Here is a 26535-nt window from a genome sequence, read left to right as displayed (position 1 = left end):
ATAATTAATCATTAATCACTAACAAGATGTCTTCCACAATCTGCTCATCGAGCAGGCGATTATCCGAAAGCAACTGCTGCACATCATATCTATCGTAGAGACCCTTTCTGATGCCGCCCACCATCACCTTCATTTCTGAAGTGCCATAGTAAGAGGCGATGCGCTCTCCGAATCCGCCATCCTTCGAGCCATCCTCCAGGGTTACCACCAACTGATGGTTTGCCTTCAAGCTATCCAGCGTCTCGGCATCCACCTCATTCAGATAACGGGGATTGATGAGCGTTGCATCGATACCCTTATCAGCCAACAGGCGGACTACATTCTCGCCCTTCTGATAGAACGAACCGGCAGCGATGATTGCCACCTTCTCGCCCTGGTGCATCACCCTGTACTTTGCCTCGTAGCCATACTCAGCATCAACGGCTTCTGACGTATGAACCACGCCATTGCTTGGCACGCGGATGGCGACAGGTTTCTTATCCTGCAGAATGCTCCAGCGGAGCATGGCGAAATACTCCTCGCAGGTGGTTGGAGCCAGATAGATGAGCCCCGGAATGCTGCAGAGCATCGGAATATCGAAAAGGCAGATGTGGGTGATGTCGTTCATCGAGTTCACTCCGCCTCCTACCACGTTGATCACGGCTGGATTGGAATTGATGCAGAGGTCTTGCGCTATCTGGTCGTAGGTGCGCTGGATGAAGGTGCTGTAAACGGTCCAAACCGGATGCAATCCGCCCTTTGCCATTCCCGAAATCATCGCCACCGCCTGCTCTTCGGCTATTCCCATATCGATGTGCTGATTGCCAGCCTGTTGGCGCTTATCGGCAGTAAAGCCACCTGCGGTAGGAGTACCGGCGGTTACGGCGATGAGCGTCCTATCCTGCTTCATCTCGCTGAGCATCCAGTCAGAGAATAATGTACCGTAATCCTCTGTTGGAGCAACCTCCGGGAGGGTTCCATCGGCATTCTTTCTTGGTCGGCTGCCATCTTCCAGGTTGAAAGGCAATCCCCAATGCCAAGCCTCCTTGTTGGCTACGGCTGGCGCAAAGCCATGACCCTTCTCTGTGTGAATGTGAACCACGGTAGGCTTATCCGTATCCTTTACGCTCTCGAAAACCTGGATGAGTTTTTCGATGTCGTTACCCTCTTCCAGGTACTTGTATTCAAAGCCCCACGCCTTGAACCAGTTGTGCTCACAGGTGCCGTTGCTCAGGCGCAAGGCACGCAGGTTCTTATAGATTCCGCCATGATTTTCAGCGATAGACATTTCGTTGTCGTTCACCACGATGATGATGCCCGTACCGAGTTCCGAAGCCTCATCCAGTCCCTCGAAAGCCTCGCCGCCCGAAAGGGAGCCATCGCCGATGATGGCGATGATGTTCTCATCGGTACCCTTGATGTCGCGCGCCTTCTGCAAACCGGTGGCAAGACTCACAGAAGTAGAAGTATGCCCTACCTCAAAGTTATCATATTCCGGACATTCGGCAGGAGAAGAATAGCCCGAAATGGCATTCATGTCATCCACATCGCCGAGGAATCCCGCAGCTCGCCCGGTGAGCACCTTATGCGGATAGCATTGGTGGCTTACGTCAAACACAAGCTTATCCTTTGGCGCATCAAACACGTAGTGAAGCGCCACGGTAGCCTCCACGAATCCCAGGTTCGGTCCCACATGACCGCCATGCTTGCTCACACGGTTCAGCACAGCCTGTCTGGTTTCATCAGCCACCACCTGCAACTCCGTCAAATCCAGCTTCTTCAAGTCGACTGGCGACTTTATTTTCTCAATATACATTTTCTTATATTTATAATTATGATTTCCGGGTGCAAAGATACGAAGAATCCTGGAAACACGCATTACCCAAACTACAGAAAAAATGAATAATTTTCCGGAAAACTCATCTTGGAATATTTTTCAGAAATATCATCTTGGAATATTTTCCGGGAAACTCATCTTGGAAATCAGCCTACAGCCTTATCCCTATCCTTCAGAATCACAGCCATGTTATCCAGCGCCCATTCTATCAGATGATCCATAATAGGAATAAGGGTTTCTGCACGGGGTGTGAGAGAATACTCCACTCTTGGCGGCACTTCGGCATAAGCCTTGCGGGTAACGTAGCCATCAGCCTCCAACGATTTTAACGTGCTGGTAAGCATTTTCTGCGAAATATCCGGAATCAGCTTACGCAGGGCATTAAACCGGAGGGGGCCATCCTGATGATATTTCAGGGTGTAAATTACCAGTAGCGACCACTTGTCGCAAACACGCGCCAGGACGTTACGGATGGGACAGTCCTGCACTACCATTTCTTTTATCATTCTTCCCATAATCAATCTTCTTATATTCTACTATAATATTCTGCAATAATCTATAATATTCTGCAAAACTCTGCAATATTCTGCAATAGGCTACAAAAGTAACTAATATCCGGAAAGATACCAAACATGCAAAGTTAATCTAAGTTAACGCTTCATTTTTCTTTCTCCCATTCCCACGCAATAGTTACCTCCCGGTAACCATCTTACCCCCAAGTGCCCTCTTGCAGGAACCAGTTTTTTGCAGTATCTTTGCAGGGCAATTCAGAAATGAAAGCTGAAAGTAAGCGCTATTCAGAATTGAAAGCTGAAAACAGAAGTATTCACAAATTCACAATAAGAAATAAAAGAAAGAGAAATATAAACATTTAAAAATAACAGACAAGATGAAAGAAACAAAGACTATTGCAAAGGCTGCTAACTTTACAGCCGTAGATTTTGGTAAGATGAGTGAAATCAAGGATTACACCTTAGAGATGGGTCCTGAGATTAAGATTCCCGGAAAGGTATTCGGAGGTCAGAGCGTAAACGCTACTGGTGGTGAGTTCTCATTCCAAAGCTTTGCTCCTGGCACAGAGACAGGATTCCTCCACACCCACAAGAACCACGAGGAACTGTATTTCTTCCTCAGCGGAAAGGGCGAGTTCCAGGTGGATGGCAAGGTATTCCCAGTTCAGGAGGGAAGCGTGGTAAGAGTAGCACCAGCCGGCAAGCGCTCTGTTCGCAACAATGGTACAGAACCACTCGTGATGCTCTGCGTGCAGTATAAGGGCGAAACCTTTACAGCCGAAGATGCAACCGATGGAGTTATTCTCAACGATAAGGTAGAGTGGTAATCGAACTTCAGGGAATCTCCATACTTTTTTTAATGAATTTCCTTCAAATGCCTCTACTTTTTCATCCCCCAGCCCATTTTTTCCTTCCAAATCGCTTGCATTTCAAAAACTTTTCGTAACTTTGCCACAAAGAATAAAAATGCAAAGACTATGGCAGAAAGAATTTATCCTGTGGGAATACAGACATTCAGCGATATCATCAACAGAGGATGCGTGTACGTGGATAAAACAGACTTGATATACAAGTTGACCAAGAAGTACAAGTATGTATTTCTCAGTCGTCCCCGTCGGTTCGGAAAATCCTTGCTGAGCACAACCCTCCATTCCTATTTCGCTGGCGAGAAAGACCTGTTCAAGGGGCTTGCCATCGAAGGTTTGGAAAAGGACTGGACAGAATACCCTGTCCTGCACTTCGACATGTCCACATTCAAGTATTGCGACATCAAATATTTTGATGAGAAATTTGACATACAACTTGAAGATTACGAGAAGAAGTACGGAATAGAGCGCAGCAAAAAAACCCCTGGAAACAGATTGACGACGCTGATCAAGACCATCAAAGAGAAGACTGGTAAAGACCTCGTCATCATCATAGATGAATACGACGCTCCTCTGCTCGATGTTCTTCACGACAAAGAGAAATTAGAGCAAGTAAGAACCATCATGCAGGAATTCTACACTCCTATCAAGGAATGTGACAAGTATTGGAGATTCGCCTTCATCACGGGAATCACCAAGTTCTCGCAGCTCAGCATCTTCAGCGCCATCAACAATCTGACCAACATCTCCATGGACCCAGAGTTTGCTGCCATCTGCGGCATTACCAAGGAGGAACTCACCACCACCCTGAGCCAGGACATCGAACTGATGGCGAAGCACAATGGGGTGAGCAAGGAAGAGATGGCACGGTTGCTCCAGGAGAATTACGACGGCTATCATTTCACAAGAAACAGCCCCGACATCTTCAATCCGTTCAGTCTGATGCGAGCCTTGGCGTCGGGCGAGATAGAGGACTACTGGTTTGCATCGGGCACTTCTACCTATCTCATCAATCAGATGCAGAGATTCAAGACTGACGTGACGGAGCTGGATAATGTCTTCGCCTTCTCGTCTTCGTTCGACCGTCCTACGGAGAAGATGACGGATGCCCTGCCATTGCTCTATCAGAGCGGCTACCTTACCATCAAGGACTACGACCCTCTCACCAAAGGCTACTTTCTCGGCATTCCAAACAAGGAAGTAAGGGCCGGCTTGATGGAAAACCTGCTGCCGCTCTACACGAATCTGAGCGACGGCACATCGCTGGGGTTTGCGGCAAGATTCTATCAGGCATTGGTGTATGGAAACATCGACAAGGCGATGACGCTGATGAAATCCTACTTCGCTTCCATTCCTTATCCAGAAGGCGGGAAAGATGTATTGGCAGACATGCAGAAAAACGAGTATTATTACGAAACCGTTTTCTACATCATGCTTTCAATGATGAACATAGCCGTTCTCACGCAGGTGAAGAGTTGCAGGGGCAGGGCCGATGCCGTGATGTTCTCGCCCCACACCATCTTCGTCTTCGAGATAAAGATCAACAAGCCTGCCAAGGAAGCCCTCGCCCAGATAGACGAAAAAGGCTACATGGTTCCTTTCGAGGCTGATGAAAGAAAGCTCGTAAAGATTGGCATCAGCTTCAGCACAGAGACAAGGACTATTGAGGATTGGGAATACAGGGTTCTGGATAAAGCTTCAACAAAACCAACACATAAGAAAGCGTATTCTGTCGAAGAAAAAAGAAAAGAACACGGAAACGCCTATCTTCCTTGGGAAAAAGAAGCAGATGATATTCTGATAAAATTTTATAATGAAGGAAAAAAGATAAAGGAAATAGCAGAAATCATGGAACGCTCGAGAGGAGCGATTTACTCCAGACTCAAAAAGCTAGGAATTATAAATTAATAAGAAGACTCTGAATCAGCATTTCTTATGGCTAATTCAGAGCCTTCTTCTTTTTACTTTCTCCCTATTCCTTCACATCCAGCATTTCCGGATGCTCCATCCGCTCCTGTTTCTTGAGCTTCTTCACCACTTCGGAATAGCTGTGGCGAATCAGGGCCTGGATGAAATCATCTTCCAGCGTGCCATAAAGGTTTACCTGATTCCAGTATTTCTTATTCCAATGCCATGCGCCTTCTATTTCGGGATGCACTTCCCGGAGTTCGAGGGCGTAATCGGCATTACATTTCATCGTAACCCACTCGGGGCGCTCCAGGTCAACACAGGCAAAGATCTTGCCCAAGATGCGAAACACCAAGGTCTGCTCATCAAAAGGAAAATCCTCGGTTACGAGGGGAAGCGAGAGGCAATACTCTCTAACAGATTCTATATTCATAATCTTTTTTTTTTTGCAAAGATAATGATTTCTGATGAAACCGCAAGACTTATCTCATAAAAACACGAAGCTTATCCGAAAAAATTCCGTTATATTAAAATCCTTCTGTTTCCTTATCCGTAATTTTGCAACATCATTCGCATTTTTTTGCGGCATATTTACATTAAAATAAGAAAGAAGATTATGAAACATGAATTGATCATGAGCAGCTTGCTCATCCTGGGAAACCCGATGATGGCAAACGCTCAACAGACAAAGACCACTACTGCAGAGAGTATTTCTACAGCAAAGAATATTTCTACTGATAGCATCCAGGCGATGAAGGAAAAGCTGCGCCAGGACAGCATCCAATGGGAGAAACAGCTCTCGGCCGTAACCGTCAAGGGAACCCGCTCGCAATTCCGCCAGAAGAACGGAGGAATCGTGGCTCGCATCTCGGGAACTTCGCTCGAGAAGGAGCCAACAGCTACGGAAGTGCTTGCCAAACTTCCCGGAATGTTCAAAAACAAGGATGGCAAACCGCAGGCATTTATCGGCGGCGCACCCGAAATCTACATCAACGACAGAAAGGTGCAGGATTACAGCGTGGTAGAAAACCTGCCCGTTACACAGATAAAAGAGGTGAAAGTGATTCATCATCCCGGAGCCGAATACGGCAACAACGTGGGCTGCGTGCTGCTCATCACAACCAAGAAGAACCTGCAAGGACTCGCCATCGTGGAGAACTCCGGCTTCCTCTTCGACTCCTTCGTGAGCAACAACCATGACCTCGACCTTACCTACACCCGCGGCAAGATGACGTACTACGGCAAGCTTGGTTACGCCAACTGGCAGGGGAAATGGAAAGAACAGGACATCACCACGAATTACGTAAGCGGCAGTAATACAGGCGATAACGCCACCACTTACATTGCCTCCTCCACCCTCGACTGCAAGCATAACTACAACGACCACTTCTACTGGAGCGCCGGAGCCGACCTCGCCCTGACGGAAAAGCAAACCATCGGAGTGAAATACAATGGCTACAACATCCATCAGCCGATGCCTTTCAAGATGACGAGCTATGCGATGACCAACAATCAAGTAGATGACAACGTAACGGGCAACAACAAGTTTTTCTATTACGACTGGCAGCACCACGTGAACGCCTTCTACCAGGGTAATTACGGAGAAAAATGGAAGCTGAACTTCTTCGGCGACTTCGTGAAGCTGCACACAGAGCAAGGCCAATTCGTGGATGAGATTTCGGAGAGAGAAGCAGCCTCTACCCAGCAGGAAGCCAGAAACAAGTTTACCCTCCTGCCGCAAAGCGATGGAACCATCTGGGGAGCAAAGGCCCGCGCCAACTACACCATCAACGACAAGCAAACCTGGATGATGGGCGCCGAGTACAACTACGTGAAGAGCGAATCGCGTACCGATTACACCCCTGCCGATAAGGGAACCTCCACCCACAGCATCACCAAGGAAAATCATGCTGCCGTCTTCGCCGAATATTCACTCGACTTCAAGCCCTTCTCCCTAAGAGTAGGATTGAGATACGAGCACGTGGACAGCCGCCTGAACTATCTGAAAGATGAAACAGCCTCCACCGAGCCGCTTCATCGTAAATACGACAACCTCTACCCATCCCTCCTGCTCTCTCATCAGTCAGGCAGATTCTCCCAGTCCCTAAGCTACCGTTCCTCCGAAACCCGCCCATCCTTCCAGGAGCTGAACACGGGCACGGTTTACGCAAACCGCTACATGAGACAGGTAGGAAACAGCCAGCTGGAGCCATCCAAGCGCCACGAGTTCCAATACCAGGCAAGCTACGGCGACCTCTTCCTCCAGGCAAGCTACACCTACGTAAAAGATTACATCACCAGCATCATCAAACCCGATTCAGATGACCCGCAAACGGGCTACATCACCTGGACCAACATCGACCATTGCTGGAACTGGGGCAGCTTCCTCGGCTACCGCCACCGCTGGGGCTTCTACGAGCCGCAGCTACAGGCAGGCATCCAGCAGGGCTTCATCAAGGCCGTCAGCATGGGCAAGGAGAAAAGCTTCCACGACCCCTACTACATCTTCAGCCTCTACAACGGCTTCCATCTTCCAAAGGGCTGGTACATGAACCTCTCGTTCTCCTACCGAAGCAGCGGCACCTACAATTTCCTCACCATCTGCAGCGTGCACAACTTCGACTTCCAGCTCTACAAGAGTTTCCTGAAAGACCGTCTCTCGCTAAGCCTGAACGTGAACGACATCTTCAACACCAAGCGTCAAAAGACCGATGGCACCTACGGCAACGTGAGGTTCCAGCAGCAGAAGTGGGAAGACATCCGAAGCGTGCAGCTCCGCCTCACCTATCGCTTCAACCAGGCCAAGAAGCAATACCGTGGCGAGAACTCTGCCCAGGAAGCCGTGGGAAGAATGGGAGGAAAATAGAACAGAGACTTTTTTTTGCGAAAAGGGGTATAATTTTATAAATAAACTTGCATATTTTCTTAGAATATCGTATATTTGCAGCGTGATTCTTGCTTAATTGCAATTTCGCAGCATAAAAACAAATTAAAATAAAGCTAATGGTTGACTGTCAGATAATAAGAGATGGAAAGGTAGAAGGAGAGGTAAGACAGAACGGCCTTACCTTCATCGACAACCATGGGATGGAACGGAGCAATCACATCGAATCGGATGCAATGGAAGTTTCGCTCAAGGAGTGGCATTACCAGAAGTTTGGCATTATGAACCAACACTATTTTGGCAAGGCGAACAACTCCAAGTTTATCGCACAGCACGAGGTCAGACCAGCCCTGCTCTTCTCCATGCCAACCCTTGGCGGCAGCATGAAAGAAGTGTACGGCAGTCGTGGTGCGAAAAAGGAAATGATGTGGAAAACAGGCGAGGCAAGCCTCTGTTTTCTAAGCGGCGAAGGTGGTGCCAACACTCACCTGAACCAGGGCACCCAATTCGAAATCTTCAACGTGGTCATCCCGCAGCAATTCATAGAAGAGTTGATCGAGCACGACCCGGAGGCTTTTGATCAGCTCTCCCCCCTAACCAATCCTACCTTCGATACCCAGACCATCATCAAGTACAACCAGCCTGCCATAGCAGCAGTCATCAAGGCGGCACGAGACATCCAGCGTTCCCGCCTGTTAGGCAACCAAGCCTCCAAATACCTGGAATCGAAGATCTTCGACTGCCTCTCGGGATTCCTCCTGCCTGCCAGTCTCTTGCCAAGCAGCCAAGCCCTCAGCCTCAGCATCCGTGACAAGATACACGATGCCCAAAGCATCATCCGCACCCATTACCAGGAAATGCCTTCGCTCCACGAGTTGGCGGCAATGGTGGGCACCAACGAATGCACCCTGAAGAAAGCCTTCAAGCAGGAGTTTGGCACCACGGTATTCCAGTATCTCTTCGATTTCCGCATGGATTTAGCGGTTCATTATCTCCTAGATACGAGTTTGCCGATTGCCGACATCGGGGTCAAATTGGGCTACGATTACCAGAGCCATTTCTGCACGGCATTCAAGCGGAAGCACGGGGTGAGCCCGATGGAATTCAGATTAAGACGTGGAGTTATTGCAAGAACCTGATGATTACTTGCAATAACTCCAGAAATCCTGCAGCCTCGCCACCTTGATAATAAGCTATTTTTCTCATGGAGATTTCAACATAAGGGAATAAAATGCAAATTTTAGAGAAGATAGCCCCATTACATACCATCTAAAAACAAATTCTTTCCTTTTTTGTATATTTTTCAACAAAATATTTGGTAGTTACAAATATTTATTGTAGATTTGCAGCAGAATTTAAAAAAAGAAGCCAATGAAACAAGGACTGCTTTCACGGATATTCCATCTCTATTATGATGGTTTCAGGACGATGACCCTGGGCAAGACGCTCTGGACCATCATCCTCATCAAGCTTGCCATCATCTTCCTGGTGCTCAAGCTCTTCTTCTTTCCTGATTTTATCAATACAAATGCAAAGAATGGAGACAAGGCTGGATTCGTATCCAAGGAAATTCTCAACAGATAAAACTCTGAATTCAGACCTATTTCCATCGAAAGAAATACAAAAACATTATATAATAACAATTTTAAAACCATTAAGCTATGATGACAAATCTTTTGTTAGACATTACATCAGCCACCATCGACTGGTCGAGGGCGCAATTCGCACTCACGGCCATCTACCATTGGCTGTTCGTCCCGCTCACCCTGGGACTGGCAGTAATCATGGGCATCGCCGAAACATGTTACTACCGCACCAACAAACCGTTCTGGAAACACGTAACCCGTTTCTGGCAAAAACTCTTTGGCGTCAACTTCGCCATGGGCGTTGCCACAGGAATCATCCTGGAGTTTGAATTTGGCACCAACTGGAGCAACTACTCCTGGTTTGTGGGCGACGTATTCGGCGCTCCCCTAGCCATCGAAGGCATCCTGGCTTTCTTCATGGAGAGCACCTTCGTGGCGGTGATGTTCTTCGGCTGGGATAAGGTGAGCCGGGGCTTCCACCTTGCCTCCACCTGGCTCACGGGACTTGGCGCCACCATTTCTGCCTGGTGGATTCTCGTAGCCAACGCCTGGATGCAATATCCGGTGGGACAGGAATTCAATCCCGACACCATGCGCTTCGAGATGACCTCGTTCCTGGATGTGGCACTCTCGCCATTCGCCATCAACAAGTTTACCCACACCGTCACCTCATCCTGGATCATCGGAGCCACCTTCGTGGTAGCCGTAAGCTGCTGGTATCTCCTGAAGAAGAGAGAAACCCAACTTGCCAAGGCGAGCATCAAGATGGGTGCCGGCGTAGGACTCATCGCCACCCTGCTGGCTGCGATGACCGGCGACAATTCCGCCTATCGGGTGGCACAGGTGCAGCCAATGAAACTGGCTGCGATGGAAGCATTATATAATGGTGGAAAGGGTGAGAGCCTTACAGCGATAGCAGCCGTTCATCCCTTCAAGCAGCCCGATTACGAAAGCGAGCAGGAGCCAGCCATGCGCATCGCCATCCCCAACATGCTCTCGTTTCTAGCCACCCGCACAGCCGATGGCTACGTGCCTGGCGTGAACGATATTCTCAAGGGTTACACCCGCGAGGATGGAACCCGGGAACCATCAGCCCAGGAAAAGATAGCCCGGGGCAAGAAGGCGATTGTTGCCCTGAAAACCTATCGCGAAACCCAGGCGAAAGACCAGCTCCCTATCCTCAGGGAGAACATGAAATACTTCGGATATGGTTACATCAAGGACACCAAGGAACTGGTGCCGAGCATCCCGATCTGCTTCTACGCCTTCCGCCTGATGGTGGGAGTAGGATGCCTGCTCATCCTCTTCTTCGCCCTCAGCCTCTTCCTCGTCTATAAGAAGGAAATCGCCCAATACCGATGGTTCCTCATTTCCGCCATCATCATGATTCCGCTGGCTTACATCGCCTCAGAATCGGGCTGGATAGTAGCAGAAATCGGTCGCCAGCCTTGGACCATCCAAGACCTGCTGCCAGTAAGCGCCGCCATCTCCGACATCGAGGCAGGCAGCGTGGCCACCACCTTCTTCATCTTCCTGGCACTCTTCACCACCATGCTTGCCGTAGAAATCAGCATCCTGGTGAAGCAGATTAAGAAAGGACCGGAATACGAATAATCTCTCTGATAATCAATATTTTTCAGAAAGATTTCGAAAAGAATCATAGGATAGTTTTTCAGTAAACAACAAAACCCGAAAGTATTATGACATACGAATTTTTGCAATCATACTGGTGGTTCCTCGTATCATTATTAGGAGCCCTGCTGGTGTTTCTCATGTTTGTACAGGGAGCCAACACCTTGATTTTCTGTTTAGGGAAAACAGAAGAAGAGCGTCGCCTCATCATCAACTCCACGGGCAGGAAGTGGGAGTTCACCTTCACCACGCTCGTCACCTTCGGCGGAGCCTTCTTCGCCTCGTTCCCATTGTTCTACAGCACCAGTTTCGGCGGAGCCTACTGGCTGTGGATGATTATCCTGTTCTCGTTTGTGATTCAAGCCGTGAGCTATGAATTCCAGAACAAGATAGGTAATTTTCTTGGACCGAAGACCTTTCAGATCTGTCTTATCATCAACGGCATCGTGGGTCCGCTGCTCCTTGGTGGCGCCGTAGCCACCTTCTTCAACGGCAGCAATTTTCTGATTGATAAGGTCAATATTACCAACAGTCTGCAACCCGTTATCAGCCGCTGGTCAAACGCCAGTCATGGTCTTGATGCCCTGCTCGACCCATGGAACGTGGTGCTGGGACTTGCCGTACTGATGCTAGCCCGCATCCTGGGCATGCTCTACATCAAGAACAACATCGAGCACCAGCAGATTCAGGAACGCTGCACTCGCCAGTTGCCATGGAATGCCCTGATTTTCCTATTGTTCTTCCTGCCATTTCTCATCAGATTGCTGGTAAAGGATGGATTCAGCACTTCTTCTTCCAGCATTACGATAGAGAGCATGAAGTATCTTCACAATCTTCTGGAGATGCCAATCCTGCTTGTAATATTATTAATAGGTGTAGTACTCGTTCTCTTCGGCATTTACAAGTCATCGAGAAGCGTGCAGTATAGAAAGGGAATCTGGTTTACGGGCATCGGAACCGTGCTCACCGTGCTGGTTCTGCTGCTGATAGCCGGTTGGAACAACACCGCCTACTATCCGTCGAACATCGACCTTCAGAGTTCGCTCACCCTCGCCAACAGTTGCAACAGCGAGTTCACGCTCCGCACCATGGCGATAGTTTCCCTCCTCATCCCGTTCGTCCTCGCCTACATCGTCTTCGCCTGGCGCGCCATCGACCGCAAGCGCATCACTCAGGAAGAAATAGAGCAGGGAGAAGCGTATTAAAAAGGCAGGAAAAGCCTATTGAAAAGGCATGAAAAGCCTATTAAATATGCGCCACACGCCCTGAAAGGGCAGAAGCTCCTAGCCCAGGGAGGGCACTGAAAAAGGTACCCAATTTTAAGTTGCATAGCTTGTTTTTGAACTTTAATTCTTGTCCAAGAAGCATTTCATCTTTTAAAAGTGGAATACTTTTTTGGACAGGAATATAGCCCCAAATAGCTTTCTATAGCCTTTCTGGCGCTTAATTCGGCAATATATAGAGGAATCTACTTCCCCCCTTATGCATTTTGCATCAATTTGATGATTCTTTTCACATTTGCAGCGAAAATAGTCAAAGCACCCTGCATTTCCATGCACGACAAACCGTATGACAGGGCTCTGTCATATCCTAAGACATTCTTAAGTTCGGAGTTCTTGGCTTCTATCTTGTATCGTTTCCTCTGAAGATTTATAAACTCTTCTGTTTTTTGATATTCGATTTGCTCCAACTGTTCATCCGATTTGATGGTAACCGCATATGTTTTTGTCTTGGCTCCTTCCTTGTAGCAACCTTCACGCAATGGACAGACCTTGCATTTGTCCACATCAAAATAATAGGTAATGCTGGAGTTTCTGTGACGCTTGTCATTTTTGCGATTATTCATCTCTTTCCATTTCGCCAGATGCCCTGCTGGGCAGACGTACAGATCTGCATCCTTGTTGTATTCAAAAGGGAGTTTGTTTGTTCGATTACCGTCAATTACAGAGCTTAAACGAGCAGAGAGGCGCATATTGTTTTCCTTTGCCATTTTGAGATTCTCCTTGCTGGAATATGCCTTATCTGCTACTATGGAATCAACTTCCATTCCTGCTTCCTCTGTCTTTTTTATCAATTCCGGCAATTGCTGTCCATCACCCTTCTCGCCGGAGGTGACGGTAGCTGCGGTGATAATTCTCTCATCGCTCATAGCTATATGCGTCTTATAGCCAAAGAATGAAGAATGCGCTGTTTTATGTCCTGTACGGGCATCTTCATCTTTTGATATTACGCCTCGGGTCTCTGCATCGGAAATGGTTTCTTTCAGCATGTTAAGACGTTCCTTGACTGCAGGCATATTGGCAGTTGCAGCGTCAGCTTCTACTGTTGCAACTATTGTTTTGGCAGCAGTCATGATAGAAGAATACTTCTTTTCTTTTGGAAGCTCAGGCAATTCCATGCTGTCATCTACAGAATCAACGACCTTGATTACGTCCTTGCAATAATACTCCAAACTCTTTGCTGCACTGATAGGGTTGGAACGAGAATGCGTATGGGTTGCATCAACAATGATGGTTCTAGACTTGAGGACACCAGCTTCTATAGCAATAGAAACAGTCTTCTTGATGAGAAGATCCAACAGGTCCATATCCTTCAGGCGAAGTCGACGGAATTTGGTCAAGGAACTAGGATTAATCAGATTAGTCTCCTCAGGAGTTAATCCCAAGAAGTACTTAAACGACATATCATAGCGAGTACGTTCAACAACATCAACATCCGATATGTTATAGATTACCTTTAAAAGAAGATACTTAAACATACGGATAGGACTCTCTGCTGTACGACCATTGTCATGACAATACTTGTCCTGCAATTCCTGGTATACGAAACTAAAGTCCACCAGGTCAGTAATCTGGCGGAGCAGGTTGTCTTTTGGGATAATCAAGTCATACAAACTTGAATAATCACTGAATGATATGGTCTGTTGTTGCTCTAGCATAATCCTTGTATTTTCCTACAAAGATACAAAAAATATTGCACATATGCAACTTTTGGGTACACTATTTCAAAGATCGAATGTTAAACTAACATAACCAATGAAGGGACTTTTTCAGTGCCCTCCCTGGGCATCGCCCTGGGTAAACATGCAAGCAACAACGTCGCCCTGTAAGGGCAAAAGCTTTATCATCGCCGCATTTTAAAGCTTTTGCCCTTACAGGGCGCATTGCTAAAATCTTGCTAAAACCCAGGGTGTTGCCCTGGGCTAGGAGCTTCTGCCCTTTCAGGGCGTGTGGAGAAGGCGTCCCATCAAACAAAAATCTGTAACCAATATTTTGCCCTTCCAAAGAAAAGCAGTATCTTTGCAGGCATGAAACAGGAAATCATAGATAAAATCAATCGATTGGCAAGCCAGGATGAGCCTTTTCTCTTTGTTATTAACTATCAGGGAGACAAGGCCTTCATCCGCTTGCTATCCGATATAAATCCCGAAGAATGCCTCTTCGATTTTGAAGGAAGAGGAAACTTTTCTCATGCCAGGAAAGAGACTTTAAAGGAAGAAATTTTGAAGAAAGAGACTTTGAAGGAAGAGACTTCGGAGACCACCTGGCAGATAGAACCCCCACTTTACGAGGATTACGAGCGAAGCTTCAACATTGTGAAGAGCAACATTATGGCGGGCAACAGCTATCTTACGAATCTCACCTGCCGGGTTCCCGTGAGCTGCAATCTCTCTTTAGAGGATATTTTTCATCGCGCAAAAGGGAAGTATAAACTGCTGCTCAGAAGAAAGAGAAATCTCACCCCCTTCGTCTGCTTTTCTCCCGAAACCTTCGTCAGAATCAAGGGCGGAAGAATCTACTCCTATCCCATGAAGGGAACCCTGGATGCATCACTCCCCGATGCCGAAAAGCAGCTGATGGAAGACCGGAAGGAGGCGGCAGAACACGCCACCATCGTAGATTTGATAAGGAACGACCTGAGCCGGGTGGCAGAGAATGTAAGAGTGGATAAATACCGTTACATCGACGTGCTGCATACCAACAAGGGCGACATTCTGCAAACCAGTTCAGAAATCAGCGGTCGCCTGCCCGAAGATTACCCACATCATCTGGGCGAAATCCTCGATGCCCAGCTCCCAGCCGGTTCCATCACGGGTGCCCCGAAGGATAAAACCATGCAGATTATCCAAGAGGCAGAAGGCTACGACCGCGGCTTCTACACGGGCATCATGGGAATCTACGACCAGGTCGAGCTCAACTCCGCCGTCATGATAAGATTCATCGAGGAAGAAACTTCACCGGTTGATTTTGAAACAGATGGAGAAAAGAATTTCAAGGCAAAGGAAGGAAAGGCAAGCGAAGGAAAGGAGCCGAAGGCAAGCAGAAAACTGTACTTCAAAGCAGGCGGCGGCATCACATCAAAGAGCGATTGCCGGAAGGAATACGAGGAAGTGATTCAGAAAATCTATCTTCCGTTTTAAAACCACCTTTCGTCTTAGAAAAAAATATATAAGAGATTATGAAACAGCAATTTGTAGAAACAATAAAAATCAAGAACGGCAAGGCCCTGGCCCTGCCCTATCATCAGGCAAGAATGGAGAGAACCATCCGCAGGTTCTTTCCATCCTTTCTATCCCTCGCATCTGAAGAAATAAAACTCTCATCCCTCATTTCCCCAAATGAGGAAATGAACCTTTACAAAGCACGAGTGGTTTATGGCATCCAGGGCGTGGAAGCCATCGAATACGCCCCCTACAAGATGAAGGAGATTCATTCCCTCAAGGTGGTAGAGGATAATAATATCGACTACACCTACAAGAGTACCGACCGAAGTGCGCTCAACGCCCTGGCAGCCCAGAAAGGCGATTGCGATGAAATCATCATCGTAAAAAACGGCTTGATCACAGACACCTCCTTCACCAACCTCGCCCTCTTTGACGGCAACAGATGGCTCACCCCCAAGCATCCCCTGCTCCTGGGAACCAAGCGAGCCCAGCTTCTGGAAGCCGGCATCATCGAGGAAGCCAAGCTCACACTAGAAGACCTCAGAAAGGCGGAAAAAGTGAGCCTCTTCAACGCCATGATAGATTTCGGAGAGCGGGAAATAACCAAGATTCTCCTACCGGATTCTGGTGAATAACCCCATTAATTCATTAATTCAAAAGTCCCACAGATTCCACAGATTTACACAGATTCATTCTTGCCATAATCGGGAGAAGGATTCCCCCAAATATCCAAACAAAAAATCTGTGTTAATCTGTGAAATCGTAGCGTTTCCCGTACCCAGCATCGTAATTTGATTCGCAATCTTATTCGTTGTCTTATCCATTGTCTTATTCGTTGTCTTATCCGTAATCTTATTCATTATCTCGTTATTTCTCGTTATGATTCATATTTCGTTATCTATTTGATACCCGTCCGCAAAACTACTCATTTTTTTGATAAACCACCAAGAAAAAGCCCCAAAATCTTTGCGTATTCCAAATAATAATCTTAACTTTGCGGCATCAAACAAAAAATGGTTTCGATTATGGCAAAAATAGAAAGAATAGAAAGACAAAAGCGAATCTATCGCAAACGCATCCCTTACGGAATGCAGAACTTTGAAGATGTTATCAAGGACGATTGCTACTTTGTTGACAAGACTCCCTTCATCGAGAATATAGAAGAATCAAACAAGTATTTCTTCTTCATTCGCCCTCGCCGATTTGGCAAGAGCCTTACCCTCTCCATGCTCGAAAACTATTACGACATCAACAAGAAGGATAAGTTTGAAAGCCTCTTCGGCAAACTATACATCGGAGAAAATCCTACCCCCGAACGCAACAGCTACCTCATCCTGCATCTGAACTTTGCCATGATTTCAGCAGGATTGGATAATTACAAGAAGGGACTTGATGCCCATTGCAACAACAAGTTCAATTCCTTCTGCAACAGATACGCCAACCTTTTGCCACCAGGCATAAAGCAAGAGATGAACCAGAAGGAAGACGCCGTTGCCCAATTAGGATTTCTCTGCGACCAATGTGCAGAAGCAGGCCTGAAGATTTACCTCTTCATCGACGAATACGACCATTTTACCAATCAGATTCTTGCCCACAAGGAGCATGAAAAACGATACCGCGAGCAGACTCACGGTGAGGGATATTTGCGCCATTTCTTCGACACCATCAAGGGAGCCGCCGGAGATTCACTGGGCAGAGTTTTCGTTACAGGAGTTAGTCCCGTTACAATGGACGATCTGACCAGCGGTTTCAACATCGGCACCAACTATTCCCTATCACCGGAATTCAACGAAATGGTGGGATTCACCGAGGAGGAAGTGCGCCAGATGCTGGCCTATTACGCTAGCGTGCTGCCATTCCGCCATAGCGTGGATGAACTGATAGAAGTGATGAAGCCATGGTATGACAACTATTGCTTCGCCATCAAAAGATACGGCAAGACAACCATGTACAACTCTGTTATGGTACTTAATTTTGTGGACAATTATATCCGCAACGATTACGATATTCCTGATAGCATGTTGGAAACCAACATCCGCATCGACTACGACAAGATACGCATGCTCATCCGCCACGACAGGGAGTTTGCCCACGATGCCAGCATCATACAGGATATCGTGACCAAGGGATTCACCACGGGAACCCTGATGGAGAATTTCCCAGCCGAGCGCATCAACGATCCAGATAATTTCCTGAGTCTGCTCTTTTATTTCGGCATGGTAACGATAGACGGCACCTACCAGGGCAACACCCGCTTCGTGGTTCCCAACGAGGTGGTGCGCGACCAGATGTATACCTATCTGCTGGATACCTACAAGGAGAACGACCTCACCTTTGAGCAATACGACAAGACCCAGCTGGAGAGTAAGTTGGCTTACGAAGGCGCATTCAAGCCCTACTTTGCCTACATAGCCGATTGCCTGAAGCGCTTCTCCTCCCAGCGTGACAAGCAGAAGGGCGAGGCTTACGTTCATGGCTTCACCCTGGCGATGGCGAGCCAATGCAAGTTCTACCGTCCTATCTCAGAACTCGACAACGATGGCGGTTATGCCGACATCTTCCTGCTGCCCCTTTGCGACATTTATAAGGACATGGAAGACTCCTACATTGTGGAACTGAAGTATTGCAAGTCGGGCACCAGCGATGAGCAGTTGAATCATCTCTTCGAGGAAGCTTCTGCCCAGATAAGGCGCTACGCCGATAGCGACATCGTGCGCGAATCCGTGAAGACCACGAAGCTTCATCAGCTCGTTGTGATTTACCGGGGAGCAGAAATGGCAATGTGCGAGGAGGTGGAATAAAGTGAAATAAAAGACATACAGAGAGAAAGGGCAAAAGCATTTACCCGATAGATAGGATAATGCTTTTGCCCTTTTATCGTTAACGGATAATGTATTTCAAGATGCCGATGGTAGCAATCTTGGCTTCATTATCTTCTGGAATTTCTATGGTCTGGAAGCCATCTTTGTTGAGCGGCTGCAGTTCTATCTTTGAATGAACTTCCACCCCTTCTTCATTCACAGTTTTCTCACTATGAAACTTTTTGATGGTATATTTTCCGCCATACTCCTCGTAATATTCATTCACCTGCGAGAGTACGATTTCTCCTTCTCTCGAACCTCCTTGATAACGCTCAAACACGCATAAGTCTCCATCCTTAATTTTCGGCAGCATAGAGTTGCCTTTAGCGTGAACCACGAACATTTCCCTATTCGGAGTGAATGGTAACGAGGATACATCCACCCATCCTTCCGCCTCGGGTTCCTCATATTTATCAAAGTAGCCGCAGGCTGCCTGGATGGAATACAGAGGGAGGAAACGGGTGAAGCGGTCGGAAGGAGAGATGGCATGAAGAATTGCAGTATTCGAACTGTTCTTTTTCTTCACCTCATCAAACATATCTTGCATCATTTTCCAACCATCAGTACTACCAGGCTGATAGACATATTCTTCATTATTATTATAATACCATGTGCCATTAGCTGTTATTACAATACCGCCAACGTAATTTATTCTGCCTCCAGCCAAGTTGTTCAACATTGAAAGACGCTTCTGCAAAGCCTCAGCCTTGTTTTTCGTATCTTTAGATGCAGCCGTCTGCCCTCCTTTGGTATCAAAGATACCGATAGTACCATTCTTCTTTTTGAAAATCCAGTCGGGATAGAAAAGTGCTTCTTCGTTGCGCTCTTCGCTGAAATAACGAATGGCAAGCCAGTCCTTACCGCTATCTCCATTCTTAAACCACCATTCTATACCATCCTGGCTCTCAAGATACTTGTAAAAACTCTCTTCCGTTTTTCTGCCAGTATAGTCTTGCCCCAAGAAGAAAGGATGCAACAGACATTTCTGCTCCGTCAACTCATCATGTTCTTCTGTATAAGAATACATCTTCTTCAAGACAAAAGGAACACTCTGCCGTTTTCGGTTTTCCTCTCTGCGCTTACGTAATTGTTCTTCGAGCAAAGGATGGTATGCCTTAAGCGTTTCTGTGATAAGACGTCTGAATATACTTGAAGCTGAACCGTTTAATGCGTCATACAAGAAAATACGATACCATTTATCTTCGTCTTCATTCTTCAGAGCATAATACTTGAACCACAAGCGTATGGCACTTTTCAAAGTTGGTACAGAACGCACGATGTTTCCTACCTTGCAATCATTATCTGATTGCGAACGCAGGATTTCCACCAAAGTGAAAGTAAAGAGTTTCTGCACATCACTCCTACTCCACTCAAGCTCTACTCCTTTAGCTTCCTTGAGGTTGATTCCAATATTTTCGTAATCATAGAATTGAGCATCTGAAACTATCTCATGCGCCAAATTTCCCTTCAAGTTGAGTCCTTTAGTTTCTAGTTTTCTTTTTACAACATCATCAAACACATCCTCATCAGTAATGCCGAAATAGCGATTGAATGTATCAAACAAACATTGTTGGAATTCACCCGATTTACCCAAATCTCCATAATCTACACGCGACAGCATATCTGTCTTCAGATTCGGGTCGATGATGTAATCTTCCCCCTTTTTGTTGTAAGAGATAAGCGTTTTTGGCTTGTTGCCCATTCCGCCATAATCAGCCTCTGTTACAGCTTTGCGCGAGAAGTTGGTATAAAGATAACCATTACGGAAAACCTTAGACACTTCTTCGTGCATGATTGGAACACGGAGAATTCTACCGATGGTCTGAGTACTGAAAATTTCAGATTTAATATCACGAAACATGACCAGAACCTGAGCACGGGGACAATCCCAACCTGTACCGGCTGCAGTTTTAAACAGAAGGTATTCGTATTCGCTATCATTCCGTTCCAGCCCCTCAGGCTTAGCCTTACCAGTAAACCAGGATGCAATTCTGTTTGCCTTTACCCCCTGCGAGATAAGATATTCTTTCGTAATCTCTTCCTTGGTAGGCTGCCCCTGTTCTATCAAGGTTTCATCATCATTTGGCAACTGGATGATAACAAGCGGATTCACATTTTTGCCGAAGGCCTCAATCTCCGCTTTAAGTTCCCTGCGCTTTTCGATAGCAAGTTTCAGCAGGACATGATCTTCATCTTCGCCTTGATATTTATCCAAATCCTCTTTCGTCTGGGTAATGATGCTCTCCTTGATCAACCCTTGTGCTACCACATCTTCATGTTTTATTACCACATTCGAGTCATAATCTGCAGCTTTTGCCATCACTTCAGGAGGCGGAGTAGCAGAGACATGAATGCAGATTTTCGGGTCGAGTTTGCTAATCACGTCACGATTAGCTGCTTCGGTTACATTCAGATGGCACTCGTCGATTATAAATACTATTTCCACGCCGTTGGCATGGGTATTCTCTACAAAATCCTCGAAGTATACTCTACTCTCATGTCGCTCATCTGGATTTTCCGGTCGTCTGTATATACGGTTTCCGGCTTTCTCGCTCACCAGTTTTTGCCAGTTAATGAAAAGCACATCGTTTTTCAGCAGAGCCCCAAGGCTAAAATCTTCTATCGTCAACAATCGACCATGCTTACTCGTAGGGAAGTAGACATCAAACTTATGTTTGCTCTGCATGGCGAGGTCGTCGGAGAAGGTGATCCATACATAAGCCACATCTCTATCCCAATCTGGCTGTTCTGCCATCTCGCAAATCATCTTCTGAGTCATATAAGTCTTACCGCTTCCTGTAGGAGCTTTCAGAACAACAGGAATCTGGCGATCTCTATGTCCCCATAATCGCTTTATATTAGCCACCAGTTTATCAACGGCTTCTATCTGAAAAGGTATCTGTTCCATACTTTCTTAAGCATTTAAAGATTTGTAAATATCGAGGATTGGCTGAGGAATGCTCTTCAGATTTACCCCAGAAAGATATTCGAAATAGGAATCGAAAGAACCTACGTCGCCCCAACTGATAATATATACATTCTTCACGCCCTGAAGCTGCTCTACTTCATGAACAAATTCGTTGAAATATTTCGGGCGATAATCTTCTTTGAAATAGATTGCCGTCCATACCTCATGATTTTTGTCCTTGAATATCTGATAGCTATCAGTTTTCTTCATTTCGTAAAGCGTATTCTCAGCCAAGGCCAGCAGGCATCCAGCCTTTTGGGCAAGGATTGTCTTGTCATGGTCTGTAGCCTGATTAGCCGTACTTGTTCCTACGAAAGAAGTGCGATAGTACTTGAGAGAATTGCCGAGAGGTGGGACATCAGCATTCATTTTATGAGTTCCTTCCAACACTAGGGCATCTTCTTTTATTAAAGTCTTAAACGACTCATAATTATTTTCGTTATCTAATTGTATTTCTCTAATCTGAGACAACAAGTCTTCGGATTTCAAAATATTCTTTGTTGTAAGTTTTATGCGACACAACTCTTCCGTCAAATTATTGTGAGCTACATAGCCTTTTATTGCAGCAGAAACTCGCGGATAAGTAAAAGAAGAACACACTTTATCCTCATCATCGTTAGATTGACACAAGATACATTGTCTAGTTCCACCATCTTCTTCATTCAATTGCATAACAGCCTGTAACGTAGTACCAGTACCAGCAAAGAAATCCATGACGCAAATGTTTTTATCTTCATAGAATCCCATTTTTACCAAATATTTTATTAAGGAAAGTGGCTTTGCATAATCGAAACTTCCCACCAAACCTATACTACGCAATTCCTTCTTTGCATCCTCATTTGTTCCAACTCCTACTTGAGAATCTATTATGTTAGAGGGTATTTTATACGACTTATTAGCCTTCTGATAACGTATAGAAAACAACTTACTTTTAATCAAACAATATGTACCATTCCCTATTTCGTTCATCAAATTATTCTGCCCCCATTTAAAATGACCTGAAGCTCTAAACTTTTTGGCATTCAAACCATTCTTTACCACCACCTCATCCAACAATTTTATTTTTTTGTCATCAGATGCAGAATACACACCATCGGCTATGTTGAAATGTACAGAACCTATAGGAAACTCTAAAGTACCAATAGGATTACCTGCATTCAACAAAGGGGCATCATCTCCATCCACATAACCCTGAACAAACTGCCGTTTAGGAAGAGGTCTTGATGTATAACATAAGACATACTCTAATTTTCGTCTTACTTTATTCGACAAAGAAGGTGGCGTATCCGTTCTTTTCCATAAAAAGACAGCTGCAAAATTTGTTGAGTCGAAAATTTGATCACATAATTCTCGTAACTTTGAAAACTCATTATCATCTATAGAAATAAAAATAACTCCCCTATCAGATAAAAGACTTTTTGCCAACTTTAAGCGTTTAGCCATAAACGAAAGCCAAGAACTATGCCTTAGCGGATGGTTTGAAGGAACTTTTGCCCCATCAGGATATTTATCAAGGAATCTCTTATCCTTATACGTAAACCCATCACTACCCGTATTATAAGGAGGATCAATATAAATTACATCTACCTTACCTTGATGCGTATAATTAAGGCAAGTAAGAGCATGATAATTATCACCTTCTATGAGTATATGAGTAGGTTTTCCATCATCTGTCGTGATGGAAAGATCTGATACTTCCTCAAGAATCGGAATAGCATTTTCTCCCCCAGCTTCAAAAGCTTCAGGCACATCTATCCAATGAAGTCCGAAACGATTATCTTGCTTCAGCTGAGCATTAAGATAAGCCACTTCACCCTCCAATTCTTTTATTTTCCGATGTAGTTCATCAATATTGTCTGCCATATTCTGATAGTTATTAATAGCTGCATCCAACTATCAAAACGGCTTACATCAGGGGACTGGAATGAATAAAAAAGGTGCGGACACCTTTCCTTTCGCGTTCACGGGAAGCCTGAGAATGAAAACCCGATGCTCACATAGGACCGGATGTCCACACCGTATAGGTATGAACATCGACTTACTAATGTGAGCATACGGGCAATCCTCCTCAATAGAGGTCTTACCGCTAACAGCATTCCGATTACTCCTTCTGCGGAAAAGAAATCAGTTTCTCAGGCTTTTTCTTTATGAACGCGAAATAATAGTCAATGCTTTGTTTTTACTAAAATGTCTGGAAGCGGCTTCTGCCGAATCCATGCGCAAAGGTACAAAGAAACTGGCAAAAGACAAAATGAAATGGGATTTATTTTCATTTTTATACTCAAATATAACAAATATCTCACTTTTTTATATTCATTTCTCATTTTCTTACGATAATATTTTGTCAATTCAGTTATTAATTGTACCTTTGTATCTATAAAGCATCGTTTACCCTTGCTAAAAAAAAAAATAATATCTAATGAAACAACAGAAATTCATTTTTCTTAGATATAGCTTCCAGGAAGATCCTGATACTATACCTGATAAGAGAGTAACCATCGAAGAGATCAGAAAGCGTTTTACTGGCCTTTTCCATGCCGGAGAGAAATTAACTATGTACATGAAGAAAGGTAAAGCTGATGTCAGCTTGCGAAATGATACCTTTGCCGTGCGCAAAGATATCATCGTGTTTAGACTCAACGATGACAAAGATCTGAAAAGAACCTTGCCAACAGGTACCACAACCAATGCCGTAGATGACTATGAAGAAACGACAGAAACATCATATCCTTTTTGCCACATCATCTTCTTAAATCAGCCAGAAATGAAATATGTGGCTATAGAAAAAAAAGCGGGTGCATTCTATGGAAAGATGGACAAGATTACCAAGATTCTGAAGCAGAACTTCGATCGAATGATAAAGACATTTGGCTATACTGTAGACTTTGAGGAAATCTATATGGAAGCACAGGCATGGGATGTTGTAAAAAGAAAATGCAGAGAGAACAACGACTATGTAACCCAAGTTTGCCTGTCGGCCAAGCGTGACAAAGATAACACCACGTATTCTGATTACACCCGCAACAGCAATATCAATGGTTTTATCGAAGAAGGATTGGAGAACGAAGCCAAAGAGGTGTTTGCCGGATACAAATATGGCAAAGAGGCAAGCGAGCAGAGCGTTAGAAACTCTATCGATAAAATGTTCTATATCAACAAGTTTATAGAGAATAACGAGTGTGAGGTAAAGGTGAAATTGAGCAAAAGCGGCATCATCTGCCTCAACGACGAAGTAGTGCCTATGTACTTCCTCCCAGAGAGAGCTATAGAGAAATTCCAGATAGGTTCTTCTATAAGTGCAACCGAAGATGTTTCCACTCTGGAGGAATGGCTCAAGAACAGTATAAATGACATTAAGAAAACAGAAGATGCAACAACGCCTCCCAAAAAACTCACAAGACCTCATCAATAATTCTTTCAAGGACAACACTATTTTAAAGGTGATAGCCAAGAGTTGCAAACAGTATGAGAGCCGCATGAATGCCATGCGGTTCTCTACTATCGAATTTTTCGTGGAAGTAATAAACATGATAGACGATATAAAGGAACAATCAGAAGATTATGACTTTGAGAATGCTTTCGACAATCTTTTCTGTCGCCTGCGTGAATTCGACTCTAGCGAAAATAATGTCGATTCAAAATTGGCCACTAGTGTCAGTATAACATGGGTAGCCTACCTGCTTTTCCAATGTTATGACAAAAAAGATGCCTACGACCATTGGGCACATCGTCTGACGGGGAATCTTAAATCACATGATATTGATTATCGCAAGATCCTCGAAGATATTAATTCAAAACTTCCAGAACAGCAGCACGAAGAAATCAAAGTCTATACACTGGGCTATATAGATGACCCCGACAAATGGTTGTCGCAACTGATAGAAGATACCATTAAGTATGAGGGTATGAACAGAAAACTCATCCAAGACCTGAAACCATTTTTCTATACAGGCGAAGACCAACTGGCTCATATCATCGCCTATATAAAAGAGGTAAAAGCCGCCAGTTCTGATCCTGCAACAGCCAGGATTACAGCAAAATACATTCATGAAAAAAAGATTTCTAACTATGATAACTCTTTCAAAAGTCCTCTGTGGAAGATTCTGAATGAACATGAATTGTATAAAACCAAGAAAGACAATTGGAACAAGGCAATAAGCAAGGCAATAAGCAATGCGATGAACCAATAATCTTACTTTTTTATTGTTGTAGCCGAATATATTCCACATATTTCCGCAAAAATCTCCCGATTTTCCGCACAAATTCCTCGTTTTTCCGCTCATTTTCCTCGATAAGATAGAAAATCAGAGCGGAAAAACGATTTTTCCTTCCATAAAAACTGAAAAATACAAATTCATCAGAGTTCATTTCCCCTATTTTCCTCGATTCTTTCCTTTTTCTTTCCTTTTCATTCCTTTTCATTCCGCAGCCTGACGAAAGATTCTTTTTTCTCCCATGAGCTTTTCCTTTTTGCCTATCTTTGCATCGTCATTTGAAAACAAAATGACTACCCATCAAGTGAGTTGCAAATCACAAAATGGGGAATGACGGTACTAGAAAAGATGACAGGGAAACCTCTTCGAATGTCACCGTACCAGAGAGGCTTATTTAATACGCTAATAAAAGATGAATGCAGTATTAAATGCCAACATGAACGAAAGTTCTAAAAAGTTAGAAAAAGGTTTCTACCCCAACACAGAGTTGGGAATCGACCTCAAGTTGATAACCCGCAAGCCTGGACGCCTGGGCATAGGCGAGTATCTGGACGGAGCCATCACGCACGACGGCGAAGACCACTTCACATTCGTGCAGAACGACTCCGAGAAGAAGACGGATAAGGTGGTGCAGAGAAATCCGCACGTGTATGAAGGTACATACATCAACGTGAACCGCAAAAACGACGGTACACTCTATCCAACCTTCAACCGACCTCGGTTCACGGAGAAATTCACCTTCCAGAATTTCTGCCTGCTGGCAGCCAAGGAGCTGTGTGCAATAAGCGGACAGGGATAGAAAATCTCTCAAATCTCAGTCTCAGTTAGGAAAAAAGTCACAATC

At 45.2% G+C, this 26535-nt stretch carries 19 protein-coding genes; 13 read left to right on the top strand and 6 right to left on the bottom strand.

Annotation, left to right across the window (positions count from 1 at the left end; genetic code table 11):
* Positions 1–4: 4 nt before the first annotated feature.
* Together KUA49_RS06125 and KUA49_RS06120 are read right to left on the bottom strand one after the other, a co-directional pair.
* The gene (locus KUA49_RS06125; RefSeq protein ID WP_218412582.1) at positions 5–1795 is read right to left on the bottom strand and encodes a 1-deoxy-D-xylulose-5-phosphate synthase; all 1791 of its coding nucleotides are present in this window, start codon (positions 1793–1795) and stop codon (positions 5–7) included.
* A gap of 167 nt (positions 1796–1962) precedes the next feature.
* Entirely contained in the window at positions 1963–2331 is a 369-nt protein-coding gene (locus KUA49_RS06120; protein ID WP_153083221.1) for a winged helix-turn-helix transcriptional regulator, read from the bottom strand.
* A gap of 374 nt (positions 2332–2705) precedes the next feature.
* Here KUA49_RS06120 and KUA49_RS06115 point away from each other — a divergent pair, with 374 nt between their 5' ends.
* Both KUA49_RS06115 and KUA49_RS06110 read left to right on the top strand, forming a co-directional pair.
* Positions 2706–3155: a cupin domain-containing protein gene (locus tag KUA49_RS06115; protein WP_218412581.1), complete on the top strand. Its 450-nt coding sequence runs from the start codon at positions 2706–2708 to the stop codon at positions 3153–3155.
* A 150-nt stretch (positions 3156–3305) separates the two neighbouring features.
* Positions 3306–5102, top strand: coding sequence for an ATP-binding protein (locus tag KUA49_RS06110; RefSeq protein WP_218412580.1), 1797 nt, complete (start codon positions 3306–3308; stop codon positions 5100–5102).
* 64 nt (positions 5103–5166) lie between these two features.
* Here the strand turns inward: KUA49_RS06110 and KUA49_RS06105 are convergent, their stop codons facing one another.
* Positions 5167–5535, bottom strand: a complete 369-nt coding sequence (locus tag KUA49_RS06105) for an MmcQ/YjbR family DNA-binding protein (protein WP_218412579.1) — start codon at positions 5533–5535, stop codon at positions 5167–5169.
* A gap of 183 nt (positions 5536–5718) precedes the next feature.
* Here KUA49_RS06105 and KUA49_RS06100 point away from each other — a divergent pair, with 183 nt between their 5' ends.
* From KUA49_RS06100 to cydB, 5 genes are all read left to right on the top strand, one after another.
* On the top strand, positions 5719–7968 hold the full coding sequence (locus tag KUA49_RS06100; RefSeq protein ID WP_218412578.1) for an outer membrane beta-barrel protein: 2250 nt from the start codon (positions 5719–5721) through the stop codon (positions 7966–7968).
* A 137-nt stretch (positions 7969–8105) separates the two neighbouring features.
* Positions 8106–9125, top strand: coding sequence for a helix-turn-helix domain-containing protein (locus tag KUA49_RS06095; protein WP_218412577.1), 1020 nt, complete (start codon positions 8106–8108; stop codon positions 9123–9125).
* A 232-nt stretch (positions 9126–9357) separates the two neighbouring features.
* Positions 9358–9570 (top strand): DUF4492 domain-containing protein, encoded by a 213-nt coding sequence (locus KUA49_RS06090; RefSeq protein ID WP_040552976.1) that lies wholly within the window; start codon positions 9358–9360, stop codon positions 9568–9570.
* Positions 9571–9650: 80 nt separating this feature from the next.
* The gene (locus KUA49_RS06085) at positions 9651–11186 is read left to right on the top strand and encodes a cytochrome ubiquinol oxidase subunit I (RefSeq protein WP_218412616.1); all 1536 of its coding nucleotides are present in this window, start codon (positions 9651–9653) and stop codon (positions 11184–11186) included.
* Between the two features lie 86 nt (positions 11187–11272).
* Positions 11273–12409 (top strand): cytochrome d ubiquinol oxidase subunit II, encoded by a 1137-nt coding sequence (gene cydB, locus KUA49_RS06080; RefSeq protein WP_218412576.1) that lies wholly within the window; start codon positions 11273–11275, stop codon positions 12407–12409.
* Between the two features lie 275 nt (positions 12410–12684).
* Here the strand turns inward: cydB and KUA49_RS06075 are convergent, their stop codons facing one another.
* The gene (locus KUA49_RS06075; protein ID WP_218413607.1) at positions 12685–14142 is read right to left on the bottom strand and encodes an IS1182 family transposase; all 1458 of its coding nucleotides are present in this window, start codon (positions 14140–14142) and stop codon (positions 12685–12687) included.
* Between the two features lie 369 nt (positions 14143–14511).
* Here KUA49_RS06075 and KUA49_RS06070 point away from each other — a divergent pair, with 369 nt between their 5' ends.
* From KUA49_RS06070 to KUA49_RS06060, 3 genes are all read left to right on the top strand, one after another.
* On the top strand, positions 14512–15624 hold the full coding sequence (locus KUA49_RS06070) for an aminodeoxychorismate synthase component I (RefSeq protein WP_218412486.1): 1113 nt from the start codon (positions 14512–14514) through the stop codon (positions 15622–15624).
* A 38-nt stretch (positions 15625–15662) separates the two neighbouring features.
* Positions 15663–16283, top strand: coding sequence for an aminotransferase class IV family protein (locus tag KUA49_RS06065; RefSeq protein ID WP_218412487.1), 621 nt, complete (start codon positions 15663–15665; stop codon positions 16281–16283).
* Positions 16284–16673: 390 nt separating this feature from the next.
* A complete protein-coding gene (locus KUA49_RS06060) occupies positions 16674–18449 on the top strand; it encodes an ATP-binding protein (protein WP_256624826.1) in 1776 nt (591 codons plus the stop codon).
* Between the two features lie 79 nt (positions 18450–18528).
* Here the strand turns inward: KUA49_RS06060 and KUA49_RS06055 are convergent, their stop codons facing one another.
* Together KUA49_RS06055 and KUA49_RS06050 are read right to left on the bottom strand one after the other, a co-directional pair.
* A complete protein-coding gene (locus KUA49_RS06055; RefSeq protein ID WP_218412488.1) occupies positions 18529–21417 on the bottom strand; it encodes a DEAD/DEAH box helicase family protein in 2889 nt (962 codons plus the stop codon).
* Between the two features lie 6 nt (positions 21418–21423).
* Positions 21424–23340, bottom strand: coding sequence for a site-specific DNA-methyltransferase (locus KUA49_RS06050; protein ID WP_218412489.1), 1917 nt, complete (start codon positions 23338–23340; stop codon positions 21424–21426).
* 556 nt (positions 23341–23896) lie between these two features.
* Between KUA49_RS06050 and KUA49_RS06045 the strand changes: the two genes are divergently transcribed.
* The 3 genes from KUA49_RS06045 (at position 23897) to KUA49_RS06035 (ending at position 26490) form a co-directional block, all read left to right on the top strand.
* On the top strand, positions 23897–24889 hold the full coding sequence (locus KUA49_RS06045) for a hypothetical protein (RefSeq protein WP_203049517.1): 993 nt from the start codon (positions 23897–23899) through the stop codon (positions 24887–24889).
* Positions 24825–25667 (top strand): hypothetical protein, encoded by an 843-nt coding sequence (locus KUA49_RS06040; protein ID WP_318331679.1) that lies wholly within the window; start codon positions 24825–24827, stop codon positions 25665–25667. Before KUA49_RS06045 ends, KUA49_RS06040 begins: the two co-directional genes overlap by 65 nt.
* Positions 25668–26103: 436 nt before the next feature.
* On the top strand, positions 26104–26490 hold the full coding sequence (locus KUA49_RS06035; RefSeq protein ID WP_218412490.1) for a hypothetical protein: 387 nt from the start codon (positions 26104–26106) through the stop codon (positions 26488–26490).
* Positions 26491–26535 lie beyond the last annotated feature (45 nt).

Source organism: Segatella copri (assembly GCF_019249655.2).
GTDB lineage: Bacteria > Bacteroidota > Bacteroidia > Bacteroidales > Bacteroidaceae > Prevotella.
This window is presented reverse-complemented; position numbering and strand designations above follow the sequence as displayed.

Coding starts and splice junctions, on each gene's coding strand:
- KUA49_RS06125 (WP_218412582.1), bottom strand. CDS start 1,795: ATGTATATTGAGAAAATAAAGTCGCCAGTCGACTTGAAGAAGCTGGAT.
- KUA49_RS06120 (WP_153083221.1), bottom strand. CDS start 2,331: ATGGGAAGAATGATAAAAGAAATGGTAGTGCAGGACTGTCCCATCCGT.
- KUA49_RS06115 (WP_218412581.1), top strand. CDS start 2,706: ATGAAAGAAACAAAGACTATTGCAAAGGCTGCTAACTTTACAGCCGTA.
- KUA49_RS06110 (WP_218412580.1), top strand. CDS start 3,306: ATGGCAGAAAGAATTTATCCTGTGGGAATACAGACATTCAGCGATATC.
- KUA49_RS06105 (WP_218412579.1), bottom strand. CDS start 5,535: ATGAATATAGAATCTGTTAGAGAGTATTGCCTCTCGCTTCCCCTCGTA.
- KUA49_RS06100 (WP_218412578.1), top strand. CDS start 5,719: ATGAAACATGAATTGATCATGAGCAGCTTGCTCATCCTGGGAAACCCG.
- KUA49_RS06095 (WP_218412577.1), top strand. CDS start 8,106: ATGGTTGACTGTCAGATAATAAGAGATGGAAAGGTAGAAGGAGAGGTA.
- KUA49_RS06090 (WP_040552976.1), top strand. CDS start 9,358: ATGAAACAAGGACTGCTTTCACGGATATTCCATCTCTATTATGATGGT.
- KUA49_RS06085 (WP_218412616.1), top strand. CDS start 9,651: ATGACAAATCTTTTGTTAGACATTACATCAGCCACCATCGACTGGTCG.
- cydB (WP_218412576.1), top strand. CDS start 11,273: ATGACATACGAATTTTTGCAATCATACTGGTGGTTCCTCGTATCATTA.
- KUA49_RS06075 (WP_218413607.1), bottom strand. CDS start 14,142: ATGCTAGAGCAACAACAGACCATATCATTCAGTGATTATTCAAGTTTG.
- KUA49_RS06070 (WP_218412486.1), top strand. CDS start 14,512: ATGAAACAGGAAATCATAGATAAAATCAATCGATTGGCAAGCCAGGAT.
- KUA49_RS06065 (WP_218412487.1), top strand. CDS start 15,663: ATGAAACAGCAATTTGTAGAAACAATAAAAATCAAGAACGGCAAGGCC.
- KUA49_RS06060 (WP_256624826.1), top strand. CDS start 16,674: ATGGCAAAAATAGAAAGAATAGAAAGACAAAAGCGAATCTATCGCAAA.
- KUA49_RS06055 (WP_218412488.1), bottom strand. CDS start 21,417: ATGGAACAGATACCTTTTCAGATAGAAGCCGTTGATAAACTGGTGGCT.
- KUA49_RS06050 (WP_218412489.1), bottom strand. CDS start 23,340: ATGGCAGACAATATTGATGAACTACATCGGAAAATAAAAGAATTGGAG.
- KUA49_RS06045 (WP_203049517.1), top strand. CDS start 23,897: ATGAAACAACAGAAATTCATTTTTCTTAGATATAGCTTCCAGGAAGAT.
- KUA49_RS06040 (WP_318331679.1), top strand. CDS start 24,825: ATGACATTAAGAAAACAGAAGATGCAACAACGCCTCCCAAAAAACTCA.
- KUA49_RS06035 (WP_218412490.1), top strand. CDS start 26,104: ATGAATGCAGTATTAAATGCCAACATGAACGAAAGTTCTAAAAAGTTA.